This window comes from Devosia epidermidihirudinis (assembly GCF_000971295.1).
Taxonomy (GTDB): Bacteria; Pseudomonadota; Alphaproteobacteria; order Rhizobiales; family Devosiaceae; genus Devosia; species Devosia epidermidihirudinis.
Window position 1 is genome coordinate 149,184 of record NZ_LANJ01000012.1, and the last position, 20,330, is coordinate 169,513.

The following is a 20,330-nucleotide window of genomic DNA, read 5'->3' on the forward strand; positions in this document are numbered from 1 at the left end:
GCATCGCGGCGGGGCTCCCTTGCGGGGTCCCGCCCGACACTTCGGGGAGGAAGTGGCGGGATGATCTATCTGCTTAGGCGGTTTGCCTTTTACGTCGCGGCGTTTTTTGTCGCGCTCACGTTCAACTTTTTCATTCCGCGGCTTATGCCCGGCGACCCCTCGGCACGCATCATCGCGTCCTTTCAGGGCCGGCTCAACGAGGCCCAGATCGACGCCATCCGGCAGTCCTATGGCCTCACCGGGTCCCTGTGGGAGCAATACCTGACCTATATGGGCAGCGTCTTCCGCCTCGACTTCGGCATTTCGACCGTTCAGTTCCCCGAGCCAACCGCATCGCTGCTGTTCTACGGCGCCACCTGGACACTAGTTCTCGTCGGGCTGGCCGTGTTCTTCGCCTTCATCATCGGCAGCATGATGGGCATTCATGCCGCCTGGAACCGTGGCGGCTTTTTCGACAGCTTCTTCACGCCCATCAACGTCATGATGAACGCCTTCACGCCCGCCATTGTGGCGCTGCTGCTGTTCTATGCGTTCTCGCTGCAATTGCAGTGGTTCCCGCTGGGGCGCGCGCACAGCACCGAGATCATGCCGGGCTTCACCTTCCTGTTCATCGGCAACGTGCTCTATCACGCCACGCTACCCGTGCTGTCGATTTTCCTCGTCAGTTTTGGCGGCTGGCATCTGGGCATGCGCAACGTGATGATCAACCTCCTCAACGAGGACTTCGTCATCCTCGCCCGGGCCAAGGGCCTGAGCGACCGCCGCGTGCGCTACAGATACGTCGCGCGCAACGCCATCCTGCCGCAGATCACCGCATTGGCGCTCTCGATCGGGTTCCTGTTGGGCGGTGCCCTCGTGACCGAGCAGGTGTTCAACTATCCGGGCCTCGGCAAGTTCACCTTCACCGCCATCGGTAGCCGCGACTATTCCTTCATTCAGGGACAATTGCTGCTGCTGACCGCCTCGGTGCTGGTGGCCAACATGCTGTCCGATATCGCCAATGTCATTCTCGACCCCCGCCTGCGCACCTGAGGAGAGGCCAGAACCATGAGCGAGCTCACCCACACGCCGTCCATTGCCCTCACCTCCAGAGGCGACAAAGCCACCGACACCATGCGCGCGCCCACTCAGCAGGAGCTTATGCGCGAACTGGGGGTCAAACCCAAGCCCGGCTGGACCAGCCGCCTCCCGCCCAGCGTCGCGGCCTTTGTCACCAATGGCAAAGGCATGGCTGGCGTCGTCATCCTCCTGGCACTGGTCCTCACCGCTGTTTTTGCACCGCTGCTGAGCAGCTATGACCCCGGCCGCCGCGCTGGCAAACCCCATGTGCAGCCCAGCTATGAACACGTGCTGGGCACGACGCGCATGGGCAAGGACGTCTTCACCCAACTCGTCCACGGAGCGCGCGTCAGCCTCGCCGTTGGGTTCGGCGCCGGTATTTTCGCCGCCATGATCGGCCTCGCCATCGGCATCTCGTCGGGCTATTTCGGCGGCAAGGTCGACGACATCCTCACCTTCTTCGTCAATGTTGTGCTCGTCTTACCGGGTCTACCGCTCATCATCGTCATCGCCACCATGGTGGAGCAAGCCAGCCCCATGGTGATCGGGCTCGTGCTCGCCCTCACCGGATGGGGCTGGGCGGCCCGCACCATCCGCACCCAGACCCTTGCCCTGCGCACCCGGGAATTTGTCCTGTCGGCCGAGCTGATGGGCGAAAAGAAGTGGCGCATCATCCTCGTCGAAATCTTCCCCAACATGCTCAGCTTCGTCATGGGCGGTCTCGTGCTCGGCACGATTGCGGCAATCCTTGCCGAGGCCGCCCTGGAGTTCATCGGTCTGGGCGATCCAAACGCCGTCACCTGGGGCACGATGCTGTTCTGGGCCCAGCGCAACATGGCGCTGCAAAGCGGCGCATGGTGGGAGGTCTTCCCTCCATGTCTGGCGATCATGCTGACGGGCGCCGCGCTGGTGCTGGTCAACTTCGCGGTCGACGAAATCACCAATCCGCAGCTCAAGGCCTCGCGCAATATCGGCCGGATCCGCAAATTCCTGTCACGCCGGGGGAGAAGCGCCGATGTGTTCTGATCGCGCATTGATCGAGGTCCGCAACCTCACCGTCGATTATGTCGGCGAGCATTCCGTCGTCCGCGCTGTGCATGGCATCGACTTCGATATCATGGAGGGTGAGGCCTTTGGCCTTGCGGGCGAAAGCGGTTGCGGCAAATCCACCGTCGCGTTCGCACTTGCCCGCCTGACCCGCCTGCCGGGCCTCGTTTCAGGCGGACAGGTACGGCTCAACGGCGAGGACGTGCTGAAGTTCAACAAGGCACGCCTCAAGGCCTATCGCTGGAACGAGGTCAGCTTCGTCTTCCAGTCTGCCATGAATGCACTGAACCCGGTCATCAGCGTGGCCGAGCAGATCATGGACGTGATCGAGACCCACGAGCCAAGCCTGGGCAGCGACGGCGCCCGCGCGCGCGCGGTGGAGCTATTCGAGCTGGTCGGCATTCCGCCGGCCCGCCTCGATGACTACCCGCATCAGTTCTCCGGCGGCATGCGCCAGCGCATCTGCATTGCTATCGCACTGGCATTGAAACCCAAGCTCATCATCATGGACGAGCCGACGACAGCGCTCGACGTTGTGGTGCAGCGCGACATCATCGAGCAGATCGTCGAACTGAAGACCGAACTGGGCTTCTCGGTGCTGTTCATCACCCATGATCTGGGCCTGATGATCGAATTCTGTGATCGCATCGGCATCATGTATTCGGGCGAGCTGGTCGAAGTCGCACCAGCAGAGGCGATCCTGACGGATCCGCAGCACCCCTATACGCGTGCTTTGGGCAACAGCTTTCCGCCCCTGACCGGCGCCCGCGTTCGCCTTGAAGGCATCAGCGGCACGCCGCCCGATCTGCGGAGCCTGCCCGAAGGCTGCCGGTTTGCCCCGCGCTGCCCGCACGCCATGGAACGCTGCCGTCTGGAAGCCCCTGAACTGCGTTTTTACCCCACCAGCCAGAGCGAGGCCGCATGTCACTTGCTGAACTAGAGGCCGATCGCTCGGTCACCACCGAAGCCGCACCCGTCATTGTCGAGATGAACGAGGTCACCAAGGACTTCTCCCTTGGTGGGGCGTTTCTGCACCAGACCGTGCTGCGAGCACTTTCGGGTATCACACTACAATTGCGGCGTGGGCGCGCTCTTGCCCTCGTCGGCGAGTCCGGCTCGGGCAAATCCACCTGCGCCCGCATGATCGCGAAGGCCTATGACCCGACCAGCGGCAGCATCACCTACCGTGGCGAGGACATTGCCAAGTTTCGAGGCACGCGCCTGCAGCAATATCGCTCACAGGTGCAGATGGTGTTTCAGGACCCGTTCGGCTCCCTCAACCCCACCCAGAGCATTGGCTATCACCTCGAACGCCCAATCCGCCTGCATCGCCCCGATATCACCGGCAAGCAAGTGCGGGAGGAAATGCTCAACTTGCTCGAAAGCGTCGGCCTGCGACCCTCCGCCGACTATCTCAAGCGCCGCCCCCATGAATTGTCCGGTGGTCAGCGCCAGCGCGTCGCCATCGCCCGGGCACTCTCGGTGCAGCCAGAAGTGCTTTTGGCCGATGAGCCCACATCTATGCTCGACGTCTCGGTACGGCTGGGCATTCTCAACCTGCTCGAAGACCTCAAGCAGCAACGCCAGCTCGCGGCGCTCTACATCACTCACGACATCGCCACGGCCCGCTACTTCGCCGAGGATACGGCAGTGATGTATGCCGGGCACGTTGTGGAGCAAGGCCCCAGCGAAGCCATCACCGATCAGCCACGACACCCCTATACGCAGCTGTTGATCGAGTCCGTCCCCAACCCCAACCGCAAGATTTCCAAGACCAGAACGCGGCGGGCAGCAGACATTCCGCTTTGGACGCCTGCCAGCCGGGGGTGCCCGTTCCTGTCCCGCTGCCCGAAGGCGATCAACATCTGCAAGGACGTCATGCCTGGCCCTGTGCCCGTCGCACCCAGCCACATGGTCCGCTGCCACAATATCTGAAACACCGAGTTCCGCCGGGGGGCGCGGAGCGGGGTGGAGCGTTAGGCGCTCCGCCCCGCAGCTTTTAGAGGCTGTTTCTCCAGCTCCAGGTTGACCTGCCGCAGCATACGGTTCACCGGCATCCCATCGGGATCCCAGGTCCGACGCATCTCCAGCATCTGCCGGGCGATGGTCCAGTTGCCGAGCTTGAAATGCGCATCGAGCAACAACTGGCCAAAGAGATCCCGCTGAGCGTGGCTGCCACCGATTTCCTGCATGCGCGGATTGGCGACACTTAGCCAGCGCACAGCATTGGCATAGTCCCGCCGCGCATGGGCGAGCACACCACGGCACGCCGGTAGCGCCACCTGTTGCCAGACTGTGCGATCAAGACCTTCGGCGGTGAGCGCCTTGTCTTCGACCGCCAGCATCAATTGATTAGCCTCGGCGCGCTCTGCTCGCGCAAGGCCATAGAGATACTGGATGGTCAGGAACGGCTGCAGCGTATCGCTCGCCCGCGACACTAGCTTGTCAACCACCGACACCCAGCGGTCACCCACATCAATCCCGGCCACTTCCATCCGCGCGAGCAGCGAGACCGCGCCCACCTGATCCTGCGAATAGTCCGGCTCGATGCCCCAGACGTGGTTGTCATAGGCGTCCAGAACAGCGGCCTCGTCACCAAGGCTGATATGAAAAAGCGCCTTGTGCCACCAGTTGTGGGTGTACATGAAGGAGTTGAGGTCGCCCCAGCCGCGCTGGGCCTCATCGAGAAACTGCACGCCTTCCTGCACGCGCCCCGTCGCCAGCATGACATGAGCCAGCGCGTGCTGGGCCCACGGCTCCTTGCTTTTGATGGCTAGAGCCTTACGCGCTTCGACCTCGGCAGTGTCCAGAGCATGCAGCTGCTCATGGGCGAAGGCCAACATGCCCAGCAGGTGCGGATTGTCCGGGGATGCCGCGCGGGCCTTTTCGGCAATGGACAGCATTGCCGGTGCGTCGCCACGATTGAAGCTGAAATACTGATGCAGCTTTACTGAGGCCAGATCGCGCGGAAACGCGTCGACAATGGTTTCGCCAATCGCCTGAACGCGCCCAATGTCGCCCGCGACCCAGTGGGACAACTGCTCGATCAGCAGCCCCTCACGCGCATTGGCCCGCGACTGAACCTTGCGGGCGCGATCAAGATAGATGCGCGCCTGCGCCTCAGCGCCAGCCGCTTCGAGAAACATCCAGCTGAACCCGGCATAGATGTTGGCCAGCAAAGCCTCGGGGTCTACGTCCGCCGCCACCAGCACATTGGCGGCCTTGCGTTCATAGGACAGAAAGCCACTGACGAAGTCATTCACGCCATTGAGCGCCGAAGCGCTCAATGGACTGGTGACATTGCCGAGAATGTCTTCGTCAGCCATGACTATGCGGCTGCCTTGAGAACCAGCGCGTCATTGCCCCTGAGGCGGTTCAGGTAGAGATCGACAAAGTCAGCAGGCGCCGCATCCTTGACGCTTGGACGGCTCGCCAGAGCCCGACGCCATGCGGAGATTTTGGGTAGGTTGTCGGTCAGTCCCGTTTGCACGGCGCTTTCGATGGCGTCGAGCTGGCGGAAAGCCGGAGCATAGACGGCGTCGACGAGGCTGAAGGTGTCACCAGCAAAAAACGGTCCGACAATGGTGGCTTCAAGCCGCGTCAGCTTGGCGAGGAGACCCTCTCGCGCGCCATCCAGTTCGGCCTGATCCTTTGCGGCGCTGTAACGCCAGATATCGCCCAGCAACTGCGAGCCGAACTCGATCCAGGAGCGATGCTGAGCACGGTCCAGCGCGTCCTCGGGATGCAGACGGGCGCCCGGAGTTGTCTCTTCAAGATATTCGAGGATCACGGCGCTTTCAAAAACGATAGCCGGCTCTTTGCCATCCCGCTCAACCTTCAACACCGGCACCTTGCCCAGCGGCGACAGCGCCAGGAACCAGTCCGGCTTATTGGCCAGGTCAATATAGACGACGTCAAACGGCACGCCCTTTTCCTTGAGCGCGATAACGGCGCGCTGCACGAAGGGGCAAGTGGGGAAGCTGATCAGGGTGAGTTTGGACATGCAGAGTCTCCGGACGAAATCCGAGCGGGACCGAAGCAGCCGCTCGCGGCGCGACAATATCAAGCCCCCTCGCCGCTAGCGAGGAATGCCGATGCGTGCTTGCCCCCGAACGGACAAAGCTTGGTTCCAATTGTTCACCGGCGCGCAAAGCCATCGCGGCAACCTGCCGGAGCCCGCTCTTTCCCCCGACGTACCAACACGCAAGCCTTTGAGCGAAAGCCTTTTCCCTCTCAGCGACGCCAACCGCGCAATCATTCCCCGTAACTCTATGGATTTAGTCGACTAATAATCCAATACTGAGTTCACGTCGGCCGAAGCCGTGAACACCTCAAGCAAGATGAGTGGATTTATGACCGGGACTCTAACGAAACTGACTGCCGCCCTCCTCGCGACGACACTGTTGATTGGTGCCGCCCAGGCCGAGACCCTGCGTTGGGCCCGCAGCTCCGACGCGCTCACCCTTGATCCGCACGCCCAGAACGATGGCGTAACCAGCACCCTGCTCAACCAGGTCTATGAAACGCTGATCTGGCGCGATGCCGCTGGCGCACTCCAGCCGCGCCTGGCGACAGAATGGGCCGTCAAGGAGGGCAATCCAAACGTCTGGGTGTTCAAGATCCGCGAAGGGGTCAAGTTCAGCGATGGCGCCGATCTGACGGCGGAAGATGTTGCTTTCTCGATTGATCGCGCCCGCTCGGAAACCTCCCCCCTGCGCCAGCTGCATGCCGATGTCGTGAGCGTCGCAGCGGTGGATGACCATACGGTTGAAGTGACCCTCAAGGGCCCAAGCCTGATCTATCCAAACAACGTCACGGGCACCTACATCATCGACAAGGGCTGGGCGGAAACCAACCACACAGCCGAGGTCGCAGACCCCACAGTCAATGGCGACAGCTATGCCGTGCGCCACACCAACGGCACGGGCCCATACGTCATCAAATCCCGCGAAGAGGGCGTTCGCACCGTCCTGGAGCCGACAGCAAACCATTGGTCCGGCGTCAAACCGCAGGTCACCGAGATCGTCTTTACCCCGATCGCTGATGCCGCCACCCGCGTTGCGGCCCTGTTGTCCAAGGAAGTCGACTTTGTTCAGGACGTCCCGGTGCAGGATATCGAGCGTCTTGCGGCGAGCGATGGCATCAAGATCGAAACCGGCCCGGAAAACCGCTCCATCTTCTTCGGTTACCGCCTCGACGAAGCGCCACTGAAGTCTTCCAACATCACGGACAAGAACCCGCTCAGCGATCTCCGCGTTCGCGAAGCCTTTGATCTGGCAATCAACCGCGATGCCATCAAACAGATCGTGCTGCGCGGCAACGCCATCCCGACCGGCATCATCGTGCCACCGTTTGTGCATGGCTGGACCCCGGAGCTGGATACCTATTCCAAGCAGGACGTCGCCAAGGCCAAGGCACTGCTCGCAGAGGCTGGCTACCCCGATGGCTTCACCATCACGCTCGACACGCCCAACAATCGCTACGTTAATGACGAAGGCATTGCACAGGCCGTTGTCGGCTTCCTGGGCCAGATTGGCGTCAAGGTGACACTGGTCGCCCGCCCCTTCACGCAGCACACCCCCCTGCTCGTCGAACAGGCCACCGATTTCTTCCTGTTCGGCTGGGGCGTGCCAACCTTCGACAGCGCCTACAACTTCAACGACCTCATCCACACCCGCGACGGCAGCTACGGCAATTACAACGCCACCGGCTATTCCAACGCCGAGGTCGACGCCAAGATCGAGTCTTTGGGCTCGGAAGTCGATCCTGCAAAGCGGGACGCCACCATTGCTGACCTCTGGAAGCTGGTGAAAGACCAACACCTTTACCTCCCCGTCCACAATCAGGTTGTGGCCTGGGCGGTACGCGATGGGATCAACATCGAAATCCAGCCGGACAATTCTCCTAAGTTCGGCACGGTCACCTTCGACTGATCCGGGGCACATCGCACTTGCCGCGCCCTTAACCGGGCGCGGCATCCTGTTTCTCGACCAAAGAGACCGCCATCGCCATGCTGGCCTTCATCCTGCGTCGTCTGCTGCAATCGCTCGTGGTCATGTTGATCGTGGGCTTCCTGTCCTTCATCGTCTTCCGCTATGTCGGCGATCCGCTGACCGCCCTGACCAATCAGGACACGCGCCTGTCCGATCGCGACGTGCTGACTGAGCAACTCGGGCTCAATGCCCCCGTCCCCGTTCAGTTCGCGCAATTTGTCGGTCGTGCGCTGCAAGGCGACTTCGGCACGTCTTTCCGCCTGCAGGAGCCAGTCACCCGCCTGATCCTCGAGCGTCTGCCCGCAACGCTGGAGCTGGCCCTCACCTCTGTCATCATCGCGCTCAGCCTCGGCGTAGTGCTGGGCGTCCTCGCAGCGCTCTACCGTAAATCGTGGTGGACCTCGGTCATCATGGCCCTGTCACTGATCGGGGTATCCCTGCCGACCTTCCTCATCGGCATCGGCCTCATCTCGCTTTTTGCGGTCGAACTGGGCTGGCTGCCGTCCTTTGGCCGCGGCGAGACCGTCCTGATCGGCGGCTGGCGCACCGGGCTGTTGACGCCCTCCGGCCTGCGCTCACTCATCCTGCCCGCGCTGACATTGTCATTGTTCCAGCTGACGCTGATTATGCGGCTGGTGCGCGCTGAAATGCTCGAAGTGCTGCGACAAGACTATATCCGCTTCGCCCGCGCTCGCGGCCTTTCGGCCCGCGCCATCAATTTCGGCCACGCGCTGAAGAACACGCTGGTGCCCGTCATCACTATTGCTGGCCTCCAGCTTGGCTCGATCATCGCTTTCGCCATTGTTACCGAGACGGTGTTCCAGTGGCCCGGCGTCGGCTCGCTGTTCATCAACTCGGTGCAGGTGGTCGATGTGCCGGTGATGGCCGCGTACCTCGTGTTCATCGCCTTCATTTTCGTCGCCATCAATCTGGTCGTCGACATCCTCTATTTCATCGTGGATCCGCGCCTGCGCATCGCTCAGCGGCCTGCGGGAGCCTGACATGACCGACATTGACGCCCCAAATGCCGCAACGCGCTTTTTCGCCAGCGATGTGCTGCACTCGTTCAAGCGCTCCCCCGCCGCCATCATCGGCGCCACGGTCGCGCTCATTCTAGTGCTGGCCGCGTTGCTTGCCCCATGGATCGCGCCCTATGACCCGTTCGACCCTGGCTCGCTCGACCTGATGGACGGCTTCACGCCGCCCTGGTCCACCAGCCAGTTCACGCCACATTGGTTCGCACTGGGCTCCGACAATCAGGGCCGCGACATGCTCTCGGCCATTCTCTACGGCAGCCGCGTATCGCTGTTCGTCGCCTTCGCAGCCACCGGCTTTTCGCTGCTGCTCGGCGTCGGTTCCGGGCTCATTGCGGGTTATGTGGGCGGCATCGTCGACGCTGCCATCATGCGCGTCACCGACGTGCAGCTGACCTTCCCCGCCATCCTCATCGCCCTACTGATCTTCGGCATAGCCCGCGGCATTGTCCCACCATCCCAGCAGGAGGGCAGCGCGGTCTGGGTGCTGATCTTCGCACTGGGCCTCTCCAATTGGCCCTCCTTCGCCCGCACGGTGCGCGGTGCCGTACTGGTCGAAAAGAGCAAGGACTACGTGGCGGCCGCCCAGTTGATCGGCGTGCATCCCCTGCTGATCCTCTTGCGCCACATTCTGCCCAACGTGCTCGGACCGGTTCTGGTCATCGCCACCATTGGCCTCGCGCTCACCATCATCGAGGAGGCAACGCTGAGCTATCTCGGCGTCGGTGTGCCCCCCACGCAACCCTCGCTCGGCACCCTCATCCGCATCGGCCAGCAATATCTGTTCTCCGGCGAATGGTGGATCCTGGCTTTCCCCGCAATCGCTCTCGTTGCGCTCGCGCTCTCGGTCAACCTGCTGGGCGACTGGCTGCGTGACGCCCTCAATCCAAGGTTGCGCTGATGTCGCTCGTCCCCGAACTACTCGACCACCCGGCTATCGAAACGTCTGCCAAGCCCGTTCTCGACATTCGTGACCTGACGGTGAGCTTTGCCCTCCGCAAAGGCGAATTCGTCGCCGTCGATGGCATTTCGCTCTCGGTCGCTCCCGGCGAAGTGCTCGGCGTAATCGGGGAGTCCGGCGCGGGCAAGTCCATGACCGGCGCGGCTGTGATCGGCCTGATCGATCCACCTGGCCGCATCGCCAGCGGAGAAATCAGGCTTTCTGGCGCGCGCATCGACACCCTCTCGACCAAGGACCTCGCCAACCTGCGCGGGCGGCGTATTGGTACGGTGTTTCAGGACCCGCTCACCAGCCTCAACCCGCTCTACACCATTGGTCACCAGCTGACGGAGACCATCCGCACCCACCTTTCCCTCGACGCCATCGCGGCACGGCAGCGCGCGATTGATCTGTTGAACGAAGTCGGCATTCCCGATCCTGAGCGGCGCCTCGATGCCTATCCGCACCAGTTCTCCGGCGGTCAGCGCCAGCGCATCGTCATAGCCCTGGCCATCGCAGCCGATCCGGAATTGATCATCGCCGACGAACCCACCTCGGCGCTCGACGTGTCAGTACAGGCCCAGATCATCAAACTGCTACGCAAGCTCGCCGACAGCCGCGGCGTCGCCATTCTGTTGATCACCCACGACATGGGCGTCATCGCCGAAATCGCTGACCGCGTCGTGGTGATGCACACTGGTAAAATCGTCGAAACGGGAACCGCCCGCGCCATTATAGGCACCCCGCAGCGCGCCTATACGCAGCGCTTGATTGAGGCCATTCCCTCCATCAGCGACACCACAAAACGTCCTAAGGCGCTGCCATCAGCCCCCTTGGTTGAGGTGGAGAACCTGTCCTGCAGCTTTGCCCTGCCCTCCACGCTTGTTGATCGCCTGCGCACCGGCGCCGCGCCGACAATCAAGGCCGTCGATGGCGTGTCGTTCACGATTGGCCGAGGTCAGTCATTCGGTCTGGTCGGTGAGTCCGGATCAGGCAAATCGACCACAGCCCGCCTGCTGGCCGGCCTGCTCCCATCCACCGGCGGCACGGTCCGCATCAACGGCACTGTGGTCACCCGCGGCAGGTCCGGTCGCCAGCGCGGCCAGACTCAGATGATCTTTCAGGATCCCTATGCCAGCCTCAATCCACGCTGGCGTGTGCGCGACATCATTGCCGAGCCTATCCGCACACTCGGGCTCGCCACCAATGCCAGCGAGATCGAAGACCGGGTCGCCGAGCTGTTGCGGCGCGTGCGGCTCGACCCGGCGTCGCTTGCCAAATACCCCCACCAGTTTTCTGGCGGCCAGCGTCAGCGCATCGCCATTGCCCGCGCCCTCTCCAGCCAGCCAGAATTCATCATCTGCGATGAACCCACATCGTCGCTCGACGTTTCGGTGCAGGCACAGGTGCTGGATCTGATGGCCGAGTTGCAGGCCGAGTTTGGCCTGACCTACCTGCTGATCAGCCATAATCTGGCCGTCGTCCGCCAGATGGCCGATTGGGTCGGCGTGATGCAGAATGGCACTCTGGTAGAAAGCGGTCCGGTTCAATCCGTATTCGAGCAACCACAGGCCGAATACACGCAGGCCTTGCTTGCGGCAGTGCCCGACATAAGCCACCTGCGCGGATCTTCCGTAAAACCATCGAAAACGCGCAGGAAGCGGTAAGGTAGAAAAGGTCTACCGTTGGCATCCCTTTGTGAGACGCGTGCCCCAACAATTGCGGCTGCGCATCCCGTCCACATGCTTGAGCAGAAATTTGCACGCCAGCAGCCTTCATCGTTGGAGGCGGAGCGCAGACGACTTGCCAGTGCGCAACTATTGGGACTTGGCCTGGAACTCGCGGCGCTTCTCGCCGTTCCATACCGGCGCCGGCTGATGGTCTTGGCCCCATTCCGGCGGCACATTGCGCGCGACCTCGACCCACAGGTCCCGAGCGCGCCCTGCGAGGACTAGCTGGACAATTTGGTCTGCGGCCTATGACATGATCGTGCATACATACACCCACGTGTCCTTGTGAGCGCTGGAATGAAGATACTCATTGCTGAAGACGATCGTCAGTCCTCTGAGTTTTTGCGAAAGGGCCTTCTGCAGGAGGGCCATGGCGTCGAGAGCGTTGCTGACGGACGCGATGCATTGGCGTTCTGCCTCTACAATCCCTGCGACCTGCTGATCCTCGATCGGATGTTGCCCGGCATGGACGGCCTGAGCGTGGTCAAAAGCCTGCGCTCCGCCGGCCAGCAATTGCCTGTGCTCTTCCTGACCGCAATGAGCGATGTGGAAGACCGGGTCGAGGGATTGCTGGCGGGTGGGGACGACTATCTGGTCAAGCCGTTCCACTTTTCGGAGCTGTTGGCCCGCATCACTGCACTGACCAGACGTTCGACAGACGCGCCGATAGCGACGCAACTTCAGGTGCAGGATCTGACACTTGATCTATTGAGTCATACCGCAACGCGCGCGGGCGTCACGATCGAGTTGCAATCCAAGGAATATGCCCTGCTGGAAGCCCTCATGCGCAATGCGGGCCGCATTCTCACCAAGACCATGCTGCTCGAACAGGTTTGGGACTTCAATTTCGACCCCAAAACCACGGTGGTCGAAACCCACATGAGCCGGCTGCGCGCCAAGGTGGACAAGCCCTTCGACGTCCAGTTGATCCACACCACGCGTAACTCCGGCTATTCCATCCATGTCCCGCGCTAACCCGCTCACCGGGTCGGCCTTTCGGTCATCACTCTTCGTGCTGATCATGACCGCGGCGGTACTGGCGGGCGCTGGCTGGCTTATCCTCACCACCAGCCGTGCCGCACTGGTCGACCAGCTCAAAGCGCGCATCCTTGAAGACTTCGAACTGGTGCGGCAGGCGCAGGCCGCAAATGGCGAAGCCGGATTGGCCCAGTTCGTGCGGGCGGCGGGGGCTACCCAAGCCAGCACGCGCTACGTCGTTGGCATGTTCACCACCAATGGCACGCCGTTGATCGGCAATCTGACCGAGGCACCGGACTTTACTGGCTGGGCAACAAGGGTCCACAACGATCGTGAATTCCTCGAGTTTGTCGAGCAACTTCAAGATCATACCCTCGTTCTCGGACGTAGTACGGAAGCAGTGGAGCTCACCGTTACCGAGATCGTGCGAGCCCTTTTGATGGCTGGCCTGGTTGTAGGGGCAGCGGGACTTGCCATTGGCTATGCGCTTAGCCGACGCGTGTCGCAAAAGCTTGAGCTTCTGGCGGACGGCTTGGAAGCTGTCTCCCGCGGCGACGCTAGTGCTCGCATACCGGTCGGCGCTGGACACGATCAGATCGACCACCTAGCCGAACAGATCAACGTCCACCTTGAGCGGTTGTCGCGATTGATGGACACGATGCGCTCAACCGCCATTGCCATCGCGCACGATCTCAAGACGCCACTCAATCGCGCCTCACTGCTCCTGCAACAGGCCGTTGATGAGCCTGACAATCGCTCTGACCTGGTTCTTCAGGCCGATGCGGAACTACTGGCGCTGCAAAACACGATGGACACCATCCTGCGGATCTCGCGGATCGAGTCCTCCGGTGAACGCTCGTCCTTCATCGCCTTTCCTCTAAGAGAACTGCTGACCGAACTTTACGAGACTTATCAGCCCGTGGCAGAAGACGCGCAGCAGTCCCTGACGCTGGTGGATGGGCCTGAAGTCACCGCGTTCGGCGATCGTCGCATGATCGTGCAATTGGTGGTCAACCTGATCGAGAACAGCAATCGCTATGCTGGCGCAGGCGCACAGATCGCATTGGCCTGTGCAGAAACGCCCGCCGGAGCAGTGATCGTTGTTCGCGACACAGGACCGGGCATCCCCGCCGCTCAGCGCGAGGCGGTGTTCCGCCCCTTTGTCCGCCTCGAGGCCGAACGGCGCAGCGAAGGGACCGGACTTGGACTGGCGCTAGTGCAGGCCATCGTCACCCGGCATCGCGGCACGATAACGCTCGCGGACAATGCCCCGGGGCTTGTCGTTACAGTGACCTTGCCGCGCGGCAAATGAGCCGCCGAACTTTGCAAAATTGTAAAGTTCGCGAAGGGTCAGCGCAAAGGGGGCACGCTAGAACACCGGTGTTGTTGCAGACGCAGCGTCTCTCGATCCTACCCGGCGCTCCAGGATCGAGGTTTAATCGCCGGAATATGGGTTTAGTCATGAGCAAATTTTCAAAGTTCGCCGTTACAGCCTTTGCAGCTGCCAGCATCATTGTAAGCACCGGCGCAGCGTTCGCCGCCCCAGTCTTCTCCGTCGCAGAACCCGGCAACGGTCTGTCGATCTCCGACTTCAAGAGCCAGCTGGCCGTGTTCAACAAGGACGACGTGACCGCACTCGTCAACGCCAAGACCGTGTCCGTCCTCCACTATGACAGCGCATGGACAGATGGCGAAGATCTCAATAAAGCCGTCGGCCTACTGTCGGACGACGCCCAGTCGATCAACCAGCTGCGCGAAGCCCTCAAGGCTGATCCCGCTGCCGCCAAGATCCTCCAGGAAAACAAGATTGAGATCAACACCGTGGTCGACATCGTCGACAATGGCAACGGCGCGGTCTCGCTCTACGTCTCGTAAGCTCTGCGCCGCCGAGAACAACCAACGCCCCGGCCATCGTGCCGGGGCGTATGTTTTTATGGGGCGCTACGCGATCGCGATGATATCCAGCTCGTGCTCGCCAACGGTCACCACATCGCCTTCAACCTTGCCCATCAGCGCCCGCGCAATGGGAGACACATAGGAAATGGAGCCGCCTTTGGGGTCGGCCTCGTCTTCTCCGACAATGCGATATGTCTGCTTGCGGCCATCGTCGCGGTTAAAGGTAACGGTGCTGCCGAAGCTTACGATGTCGCGCGTGGTCGGTGCCGGGATAAGCTGCGCCGTGCGCAGCCGCTCCGAAAAATAACGCAGATCACGCAGCGGATTGGCGGCCTGCCGGCGGCGTTCGTTGATGTCTTCGATCAGCATGGCCGCATCATAGGCGACGCGCGCTTCGGCCACCTGAACCTCCAGCGCCTTAAGGCCTTCGGCGGTAACGAGATTGGGTTCAGCCGAAATCGGGCGGTCGGGAAGCAGGGTTTCCGAAGCGGTTTCGGCACTGTCTTCCTTGGTAAAAGCGACGCTCACTGCATATCTCCGTCTGACGCGGACCTCTGCCGCAGCCTGTCGGAATACCCCTATTCGGGCAATCGGCGCAAATACCCGCGCGCGCCTACCCAATAGCCGCCGCGTCCGCGCGGGACGATGTCGCGATATGTTTCAATGGATATATCGGCATGCAATAGTGCGACTCAGAACCTTGATGAGACCGAGATTTTCTGATGCTGAGACGCGCCTTACTCGCAAGCACCTGCCTTCTGCTGACGCTCTCGATTGCCGAGGCACGGCCCTTCACCGATGCCGGTGGTCGCGTGGTGGAAATCCCCGAGGTTATCGAAAAAGCCCTGCCCGCTGGCCCGCCAGCCGCCGTGCTGCTCTACACCCTCTCTCCGGCAAAGCTGGCCGGCTGGGTCACCGAGCCAAAGGGCGCAGCACTCAATTACCTGTCGCCAGAAGCCAAAGGCCTGCCGACCTATGGCCGCCTCACCGGCAAGAGCGGTGACGCCAACATGGAGGTGGTCCTTGCGGCCAAGCCCGATATCATCATCGATGTCGGCACGGTCAATGACACCTACATCTCCCTCGCCGACAAGGTGCAGGAACAGACTGGCATCCCCTACATCCTGATCGACGGCAGCTTCGCCAAGACCGGCGACACCTATCGCATGTTGGGCGACCTGTTGGGTGAGGAAGGCCGCGCAAAGCTTCTGGCAGACTATGCCGATGCGACGCTCACCGACCTGACCGGCCAGCTCGCGACGATCCCGGAAGGCGACCGTCCCAGCGTTTATTACGGTCGCGGTCCCGAGGGGCTCGAAACCGGCCTCTCCGGCTCGATCAATGTCGAATTGCTCGGCGAAGTCGGCGCGACCAATGCCGCCGCCGTCGCTGGCAAGGGAGGGCTCACAGAGGTATCCCTCGAGCAAATCCTTGCCTGGGATCCAGACTTCATCATCGCCGCCGACCCTGCCTTCGCCGCCGCCGCCACATCGAACCCGGATTGGGCAAGCCTTAGCGCCGTCAAAGCCCACATGGTCTTTGTTGCACCGTCGCTGCCATTCGGCTGGTTCGATAGCCCACCAAGCGTCAACCGCCTGATCGGTGTGCGTTGGCTGGAAAACCTGTTCTACCCCGGCACCATCAAGAACGACCTGTCGGCAGAAACCAAGGAATTTTACAAGCTGTTCTACGGCGTCGACCTCAGCGATGAGCAGGTCACCACGCTTCTGACCGGCGCTCTGCCTGCAAAATAGTGACGTCAGACACCAAACGCCCGCGTGCCCTTTGGCCTTATGCCATCGGGCTCGCGGCTCTGGCCCTCATGTCCATGTTGATCGGGAAATACCCGGTCGCGCCCACGGACCTGCTGCACGCCACCCTCGGCTGGATTTGGGGAGCATCGCCGACCGACGCAACCGTCAATACGGTGATCTGGAGCGTTCGCTTCCCACGCATTCTGGCGGCTCTCGGCATCGGCGCCTCCCTTGCCGCCGCCGGTGCAACCTTCCAGGGCCTGTTTAGAAATCCACTGGTCTCACCAGATATTCTGGGCGTTTCTTCTGGCGCTAGTTTAGGTGCGGTGCTCGGCATTTTCCTGTCATTGCCCGTCATCGTCATTCAGGCAGCCAGCTTTGTCGGCGGCCTGCTCGCGGTTGGCGCCGTCTACGCCATCGGCAGCGCAATCCGCCATCGCGACCCCGTCCTGACGCTGGTTCTCGCGGGCGTTGCGGTCGGCGCCGTCGTCGGAGCAGGTATTTCGCTCATCAAGATTCTAGCCGATCCCTATGACCAGCTCCCCGCCATCACCTATTGGCTGCTCGGCAGCCTCACCTCAGTCACGCGGGGCGACATCTTCTCGATCCTCCCCGCGCTTGCCATCGGCCTCGTGCCGCTGTTCCTGTTCCGCTGGCGCATCAACCTGATGACCCTGGGCGATGAGGAAGCCAAAACCCTGGGCATCGACACCCGCCGCCTCCGCCTGATCCTCATTGCATCGGCCACGCTGATCACCGCCGCCTCGGTTTCCATCTCCGGCGTCATCGGCTGGGTTGGCCTCGTCATCCCCCACATCGCCCGTATGCTGGTCGGCCCCGACTTCCGCCGCCTACTCCCTACCTCCATGGTGCTCGGCGCGGCGTTTCTGCTGATCGTCGACATTCTCGCGCGCAGCATCGCGCAGATCGAAGTGCCGCTCGGCATCCTGACAGCAGCGCTTGGTGCCCCCTTCTTCATCTGGCTGCTCGCGAGCGGTCGCCGAGGCTGGCAATGAAGCTCACCGCCACAAATCTAAGTTTCGGCTACGGTCACGGCCTCATCGGCGAAGCCGTGGACATCACCATAAATGGCGGCGTCACTTGCCTGCTGGGCCCAAACGGCGCCGGCAAAACCACGCTGTTCAAGACCATGCTGGGCCTGCTGACGCCTAGCCATGGCACCGTCACCCTCGACGAAAAACCGCTTACCAATTGGCGGCGTGAAGACCTTGCCCGTGCCGTTGCCTATGTCCCGCAGGCCCACGCGGTGCTGTTCCCCTTCACCGTGCGTGACGTCGTGCTGATGGGACGGGCGGCGCGTGTCCCCGCCTTCGCCGCGCCAAGCCGCAGCGACATTGCCATCGCCGACGCCTGCCTCGACCGCCTCGGCCTCAGCCACCTCGCCGACCGGCCTTATACCGAGATCAGTGGGGGCGAGCGCCAGATCGCGCTGATTGCCCGCGCCCTTGCGCAGGAGCCATCCATCCTCATCATGGACGAGCCAACGGCCAGCCTCGATTACGGCAACCAGCTCCGTGTGCTCTCCCATGTCCGCACGCTGGCCAGCCAGGGCATTAGCGTGGTTCTGTCCACCCACAATCCGGAGCACGCTCTGCTCTGCGCCGACCGCGTTGCGCTGTTCCACGAGCGTCGCATCATCGCCATTGGCGCCCCCGGCGACGTGCTGACGGCTGCGGCCATCAAACAGCTCTATGGAGTGGACGTGGTCATCGGCCGCCTGCCCGGCAGTGCCGCGGCAACCATCGCGCCCGTACCCTTCGACAAGGAAATCCACAATGGTCCGTGAGAACGAAATTCGCGACGGCGAAATCGCCGTATCTGTCCCCGAGGTAACGGATGCCGGACTGATCTATATCGGCCGGATTTCCACCCCCTGGACCTCGCGGTTCGAATGCCCCCGCCAGGGTCGTCACGATGGCCCACTCTGCCGCATCGACATTTTCGAACCCTGGGCGGCGGCCCTGTCGGGCGTCGACCTCTATGAACGGCTGGAATTGCTCTATTGGCTGGATCGATCGCGCCGCGACTTGGTGCTGCAAAGCCCGGCAAAGGATGGCACCACCCGCGGCACCTTCTCCATCCGTTCCCCCGTGCGCCCCAATCCCATCGGCACATCCATCGTCAAACTGGAGCGGGTCGAAGGCGCCACGCTTTTCGTGCGCGGCCTCGATTGCCTCGATGGAACACCCCTGCTCGACATCAAGCCCGACCGCACTCTGTTCAGCCCCCTTGCCGCCGCGCAGGCTGGCGATTTTCAGGTGGGTGACGCGGGCTAGTCGTCGATGCGCGTCAGCGTGCTACTGATCGTGTAGTCCTTGCGTGGGCCGGACACGACATGCTCGATCCGAACCACGCCCTCTTCGAGCCAGTAGCGCGACCGATAGATGTCTGGCGGACACGCGTGGAACCCCTCGCCAACCGATATGCCGTTGATCTGCGCCAGTCGGACGCTCTGGAACAGGCGCGGTAGCGTCTCGTCGAAGAAGACGTCCATTCGCAGCCCGCTGATCCGATAGAGATAGCGCCGCTCGAAGTCGTAGCCCTTGCCGTCCTCAAGCCGAAGCCGTCCGCTTTCGCGGTACCGCAAACCCTCAAGGCTTGGCGTAAAACTGGCGCGCCCCACCATATCGCCGCCATCGGAAACGGTCCGATCCAGCCGCCACTCGCCGACCAGAAGGGCCGCGATGTCTGGCACCACCAAAGTCGCAGTCAATCGACAGCAACCATGACGTCAGAGGCCTTCACGATCGCATAAGCCTGTTGCCCAACAGCCAGTCCCAGCTCGTCCACGGCATCATTGGTAATCGAGGCGGTCACAATCGACCCACCCACATCGATGCGAACATGCGCTGTCGTCGCGCCTTTCACGACTTCAGTGATCGTGCCCTTGAGACGGTTGCGCGCACTGATTTTCATGACGACTCCTTTCGGTTCGATCCGTTCAACGAACACTCCCCGACCCCACGGTCAAGTGCGATGACCTCGCGTCGACGTGATGGGGAATATCCACGCAAGCAAGAGATCGGTAACGCCGATCCAATAGGGTAACCGTGTCTTTACCAAGGTGTTTGCATGTCGCCCGTTTCTACCCGTTGGCTCCGTTTTGCCGGCTTGGCCATCATGGCTGTGTGGCTGGCAGGATGCAGCCAGTTCACCGGCGACAACAGGCATATGGTGCCGCTGCCAAAGGCTGCAGTGGAACGGCTGGCAGCCATCGGCTCGTCGCCCAAGGCGCCGATGCTGGTCCGGATCTACAAGGAAAGCTCGGAGCTTGAGGTCTGGAAGCAGACCACCACCGGCAAGTATGCGCTGTTCAAGACCTATGCCATTTGCACCTGGTCGGGCGCGCTCGGACCCAAAATCCGCGAAGGTGACATGCAGTCGCCCGAGGGCTTTTATGATGTCTCTCCCGGCCTGATGAACCCGAAGTCGGCCTATTACCTGTCGTTCAACACGGGCTTTCCCAACAAGTTTGATCGCTCGCTTGGGCGCACGGGATCGAACCTGATGGTGCATGGCGATTGCAAATCGGTCGGCTGCTACGCCATGACCGATGGCCAGATCAAAGAGATCTACGCGCTGGCTCGCGAGACGTTCAGCGGTGGCAATCGCAACTTTCAGGTGCAGATGTTCCCGTTCCGCATGACGGACGCGAACATGGCCAAGCACGCATCGAGCCCCCACATTGCCTTCTGGACCAACCTCAAGCAGGGCGCGGACATCTTCGAAAACACGCGCGTGCCACCCGCCTGGGACGTCTGCGAACAGCGCTACGTGTTCAACCGCAACGACCCGACGACACAGCCACTCGATCCGAACGGCGCCTGCCCGCCAATCCAGAGCAGCGCCGCAATGGCATATTTCTAAGCAACAAGGCC

General features: G+C 61.9%; 21 protein-coding genes. 16 read left to right on the forward strand and 5 right to left on the reverse strand.

The features are described 5' to 3' along the window. Positions 1-60 precede the first annotated feature (60 nt). The 4 genes from WH87_RS07690 to WH87_RS07705 are packed head-to-tail and all read left to right on the forward strand — an operon-like array spanning position 61 to position 4,041. Positions 61-1,032: an ABC transporter permease gene (locus WH87_RS07690; protein WP_046140291.1), complete on the forward strand. Its 972-nt coding sequence runs from the start codon at positions 61-63 to the stop codon at positions 1,030-1,032. A gap of 15 nt (positions 1,033-1,047) precedes the next feature. After that, positions 1,048-2,085, forward strand: a complete 1,038-nt coding sequence (locus tag WH87_RS07695) for an ABC transporter permease (RefSeq protein ID WP_407060028.1) — start codon at positions 1,048-1,050, stop codon at positions 2,083-2,085. Further along, entirely contained in the window at positions 2,075-3,046 is a 972-nt protein-coding gene (locus WH87_RS07700; RefSeq protein ID WP_046140292.1) for an ABC transporter ATP-binding protein, read from the forward strand. Before WH87_RS07695 ends, WH87_RS07700 begins: the two co-directional genes overlap by 11 nt. Further along, the gene (locus tag WH87_RS07705) at positions 3,028-4,041 is read left to right on the forward strand and encodes an ABC transporter ATP-binding protein (RefSeq protein WP_046140412.1); all 1,014 of its coding nucleotides are present in this window, start codon (positions 3,028-3,030) and stop codon (positions 4,039-4,041) included. Before WH87_RS07700 ends, WH87_RS07705 begins: the two co-directional genes overlap by 19 nt. A 41-nt stretch (positions 4,042-4,082) precedes the next feature. Here the strand turns inward: WH87_RS07705 and WH87_RS07710 are convergent, their stop codons facing one another. After that, entirely contained in the window at positions 4,083-5,432 is a 1,350-nt protein-coding gene (locus tag WH87_RS07710; RefSeq protein WP_046140293.1) for a tetratricopeptide repeat protein, read from the reverse strand. 2 nt (positions 5,433-5,434) lie between these two features. After that, a complete protein-coding gene (locus WH87_RS07715) occupies positions 5,435-6,109 on the reverse strand; it encodes a glutathione S-transferase family protein (RefSeq protein ID WP_046140294.1) in 675 nt (224 codons plus the stop codon). A 349-nt stretch (positions 6,110-6,458) separates the two neighbouring features. Between WH87_RS07715 and WH87_RS07720 the strand changes: the two genes are divergently transcribed. From WH87_RS07720 to WH87_RS07755, 7 genes are all read left to right on the forward strand, one after another. Continuing rightward, a complete protein-coding gene (locus WH87_RS07720) occupies positions 6,459-8,039 on the forward strand; it encodes an ABC transporter substrate-binding protein (RefSeq protein ID WP_046140295.1) in 1,581 nt (526 codons plus the stop codon). A gap of 77 nt (positions 8,040-8,116) precedes the next feature. After that, on the forward strand, positions 8,117-9,100 hold the full coding sequence (locus tag WH87_RS07725) for an ABC transporter permease (RefSeq protein ID WP_046140296.1): 984 nt from the start codon (positions 8,117-8,119) through the stop codon (positions 9,098-9,100). 1 nt (position 9,101) lies between these two features. Then, positions 9,102-10,034 carry an ABC transporter permease gene (locus WH87_RS07730; protein ID WP_046140297.1) on the forward strand — a complete coding sequence of 311 codons (933 nt, stop codon included), beginning with the start codon at positions 9,102-9,104 and terminating at the stop codon, positions 10,032-10,034. Next, a complete protein-coding gene (locus WH87_RS07735) occupies positions 10,034-11,740 on the forward strand; it encodes an ABC transporter ATP-binding protein (RefSeq protein WP_046140298.1) in 1,707 nt (568 codons plus the stop codon). The genes WH87_RS07730 and WH87_RS07735 overlap by 1 nt, the downstream gene beginning before the upstream one ends. A 360-nt stretch (positions 11,741-12,100) precedes the next feature. Further along, a complete protein-coding gene (locus tag WH87_RS07745; RefSeq protein WP_046140300.1) occupies positions 12,101-12,778 on the forward strand; it encodes a response regulator in 678 nt (225 codons plus the stop codon). Continuing rightward, on the forward strand, positions 12,765-14,093 hold the full coding sequence (locus WH87_RS07750) for a HAMP domain-containing sensor histidine kinase (protein ID WP_052952313.1): 1,329 nt from the start codon (positions 12,765-12,767) through the stop codon (positions 14,091-14,093). Before WH87_RS07745 ends, WH87_RS07750 begins: the two co-directional genes overlap by 14 nt. Before the next feature lie 149 nt (positions 14,094-14,242). Beyond that, positions 14,243-14,656: a hypothetical protein gene (locus WH87_RS07755; protein WP_046140301.1), complete on the forward strand. Its 414-nt coding sequence runs from the start codon at positions 14,243-14,245 to the stop codon at positions 14,654-14,656. 66 nt (positions 14,657-14,722) lie between these two features. On the opposite strand, the gene greA is transcribed toward WH87_RS07755, so the two are convergent. Beyond that, positions 14,723-15,205, reverse strand: coding sequence for a transcription elongation factor GreA (gene greA, locus WH87_RS07760; RefSeq protein ID WP_046140302.1), 483 nt, complete (start codon positions 15,203-15,205; stop codon positions 14,723-14,725). 194 nt (positions 15,206-15,399) lie between these two features. Between greA and WH87_RS07765 the strand changes: the two genes are divergently transcribed. Genes WH87_RS07765 through tsaA form a run of 4 tightly spaced genes read left to right on the forward strand, consistent with a single transcriptional unit; the run spans position 15,400 to position 18,728 of the window. Beyond that, positions 15,400-16,431: an iron ABC transporter substrate-binding protein gene (locus WH87_RS07765; RefSeq protein WP_052726595.1), complete on the forward strand. Its 1,032-nt coding sequence runs from the start codon at positions 15,400-15,402 to the stop codon at positions 16,429-16,431. After that, complete coding sequence (locus WH87_RS07770) at positions 16,431-17,447, forward strand: FecCD family ABC transporter permease (protein WP_046140304.1); 1,017 nt, start codon at positions 16,431-16,433, stop codon at positions 17,445-17,447. The genes WH87_RS07765 and WH87_RS07770 overlap by 1 nt, the downstream gene beginning before the upstream one ends. Next, on the forward strand, positions 17,444-18,238 hold the full coding sequence (locus WH87_RS07775) for an ABC transporter ATP-binding protein (protein WP_046140305.1): 795 nt from the start codon (positions 17,444-17,446) through the stop codon (positions 18,236-18,238). The genes WH87_RS07770 and WH87_RS07775 overlap by 4 nt, the downstream gene beginning before the upstream one ends. Continuing rightward, on the forward strand, positions 18,228-18,728 hold the full coding sequence (gene tsaA / locus WH87_RS07780) for a tRNA (N6-threonylcarbamoyladenosine(37)-N6)-methyltransferase TrmO (protein WP_046140306.1): 501 nt from the start codon (positions 18,228-18,230) through the stop codon (positions 18,726-18,728). The genes WH87_RS07775 and tsaA overlap by 11 nt, the downstream gene beginning before the upstream one ends. On the opposite strand, the gene WH87_RS07785 is transcribed toward tsaA, so the two are convergent. Continuing rightward, positions 18,725-19,165 carry a DUF6314 family protein gene (locus WH87_RS07785; RefSeq protein ID WP_046140307.1) on the reverse strand — a complete coding sequence of 147 codons (441 nt, stop codon included), beginning with the start codon at positions 19,163-19,165 and terminating at the stop codon, positions 18,725-18,727. The two genes, tsaA and WH87_RS07785, sit on opposite strands and share 4 nt — an antisense overlap. Next, a complete protein-coding gene (locus WH87_RS07790; RefSeq protein WP_046140308.1) occupies positions 19,162-19,368 on the reverse strand; it encodes a TOBE domain-containing protein in 207 nt (68 codons plus the stop codon). Before WH87_RS07790 ends, WH87_RS07785 begins: the two co-directional genes overlap by 4 nt. 156 nt (positions 19,369-19,524) lie before the next feature. Between WH87_RS07790 and WH87_RS07795 the strand changes: the two genes are divergently transcribed. Next, positions 19,525-20,319, forward strand: coding sequence for a L,D-transpeptidase family protein (locus WH87_RS07795; protein WP_245622323.1), 795 nt, complete (start codon positions 19,525-19,527; stop codon positions 20,317-20,319). Positions 20,320-20,330 lie beyond the last annotated feature (11 nt).

Coding starts and splice junctions, on each gene's coding strand:
- WH87_RS07735 (WP_046140298.1), top strand. CDS start 10,034: ATGTCGCTCGTCCCCGAACTACTCGACCACCCGGCTATCGAAACGTCT.
- WH87_RS07745 (WP_046140300.1), top strand. CDS start 12,101: ATGAAGATACTCATTGCTGAAGACGATCGTCAGTCCTCTGAGTTTTTG.
- WH87_RS07700 (WP_046140292.1), top strand. CDS start 2,075: ATGTGTTCTGATCGCGCATTGATCGAGGTCCGCAACCTCACCGTCGAT.
- WH87_RS07715 (WP_046140294.1), bottom strand. CDS start 6,109: ATGTCCAAACTCACCCTGATCAGCTTCCCCACTTGCCCCTTCGTGCAG.
- tsaA (WP_046140306.1), top strand. CDS start 18,228: ATGGTCCGTGAGAACGAAATTCGCGACGGCGAAATCGCCGTATCTGTC.
- WH87_RS07795 (WP_245622323.1), top strand. CDS start 19,525: ATGTCGCCCGTTTCTACCCGTTGGCTCCGTTTTGCCGGCTTGGCCATC.
- WH87_RS07705 (WP_046140412.1), top strand. CDS start 3,028: ATGTCACTTGCTGAACTAGAGGCCGATCGCTCGGTCACCACCGAAGCC.
- WH87_RS07790 (WP_046140308.1), bottom strand. CDS start 19,368: ATGAAAATCAGTGCGCGCAACCGTCTCAAGGGCACGATCACTGAAGTC.
- WH87_RS07690 (WP_046140291.1), top strand. CDS start 61: ATGATCTATCTGCTTAGGCGGTTTGCCTTTTACGTCGCGGCGTTTTTT.
- WH87_RS07755 (WP_046140301.1), top strand. CDS start 14,243: ATGAGCAAATTTTCAAAGTTCGCCGTTACAGCCTTTGCAGCTGCCAGC.
- WH87_RS07730 (WP_046140297.1), top strand. CDS start 9,102: ATGACCGACATTGACGCCCCAAATGCCGCAACGCGCTTTTTCGCCAGC.
- WH87_RS07695 (WP_407060028.1), top strand. CDS start 1,048: ATGAGCGAGCTCACCCACACGCCGTCCATTGCCCTCACCTCCAGAGGC.
- WH87_RS07775 (WP_046140305.1), top strand. CDS start 17,444: ATGAAGCTCACCGCCACAAATCTAAGTTTCGGCTACGGTCACGGCCTC.
- WH87_RS07750 (WP_052952313.1), top strand. CDS start 12,765: ATGTCCCGCGCTAACCCGCTCACCGGGTCGGCCTTTCGGTCATCACTC.
- WH87_RS07725 (WP_046140296.1), top strand. CDS start 8,117: ATGCTGGCCTTCATCCTGCGTCGTCTGCTGCAATCGCTCGTGGTCATG.
- WH87_RS07720 (WP_046140295.1), top strand. CDS start 6,459: ATGACCGGGACTCTAACGAAACTGACTGCCGCCCTCCTCGCGACGACA.
- WH87_RS07710 (WP_046140293.1), bottom strand. CDS start 5,432: ATGGCTGACGAAGACATTCTCGGCAATGTCACCAGTCCATTGAGCGCT.
- WH87_RS07765 (WP_052726595.1), top strand. CDS start 15,400: ATGCTGAGACGCGCCTTACTCGCAAGCACCTGCCTTCTGCTGACGCTC.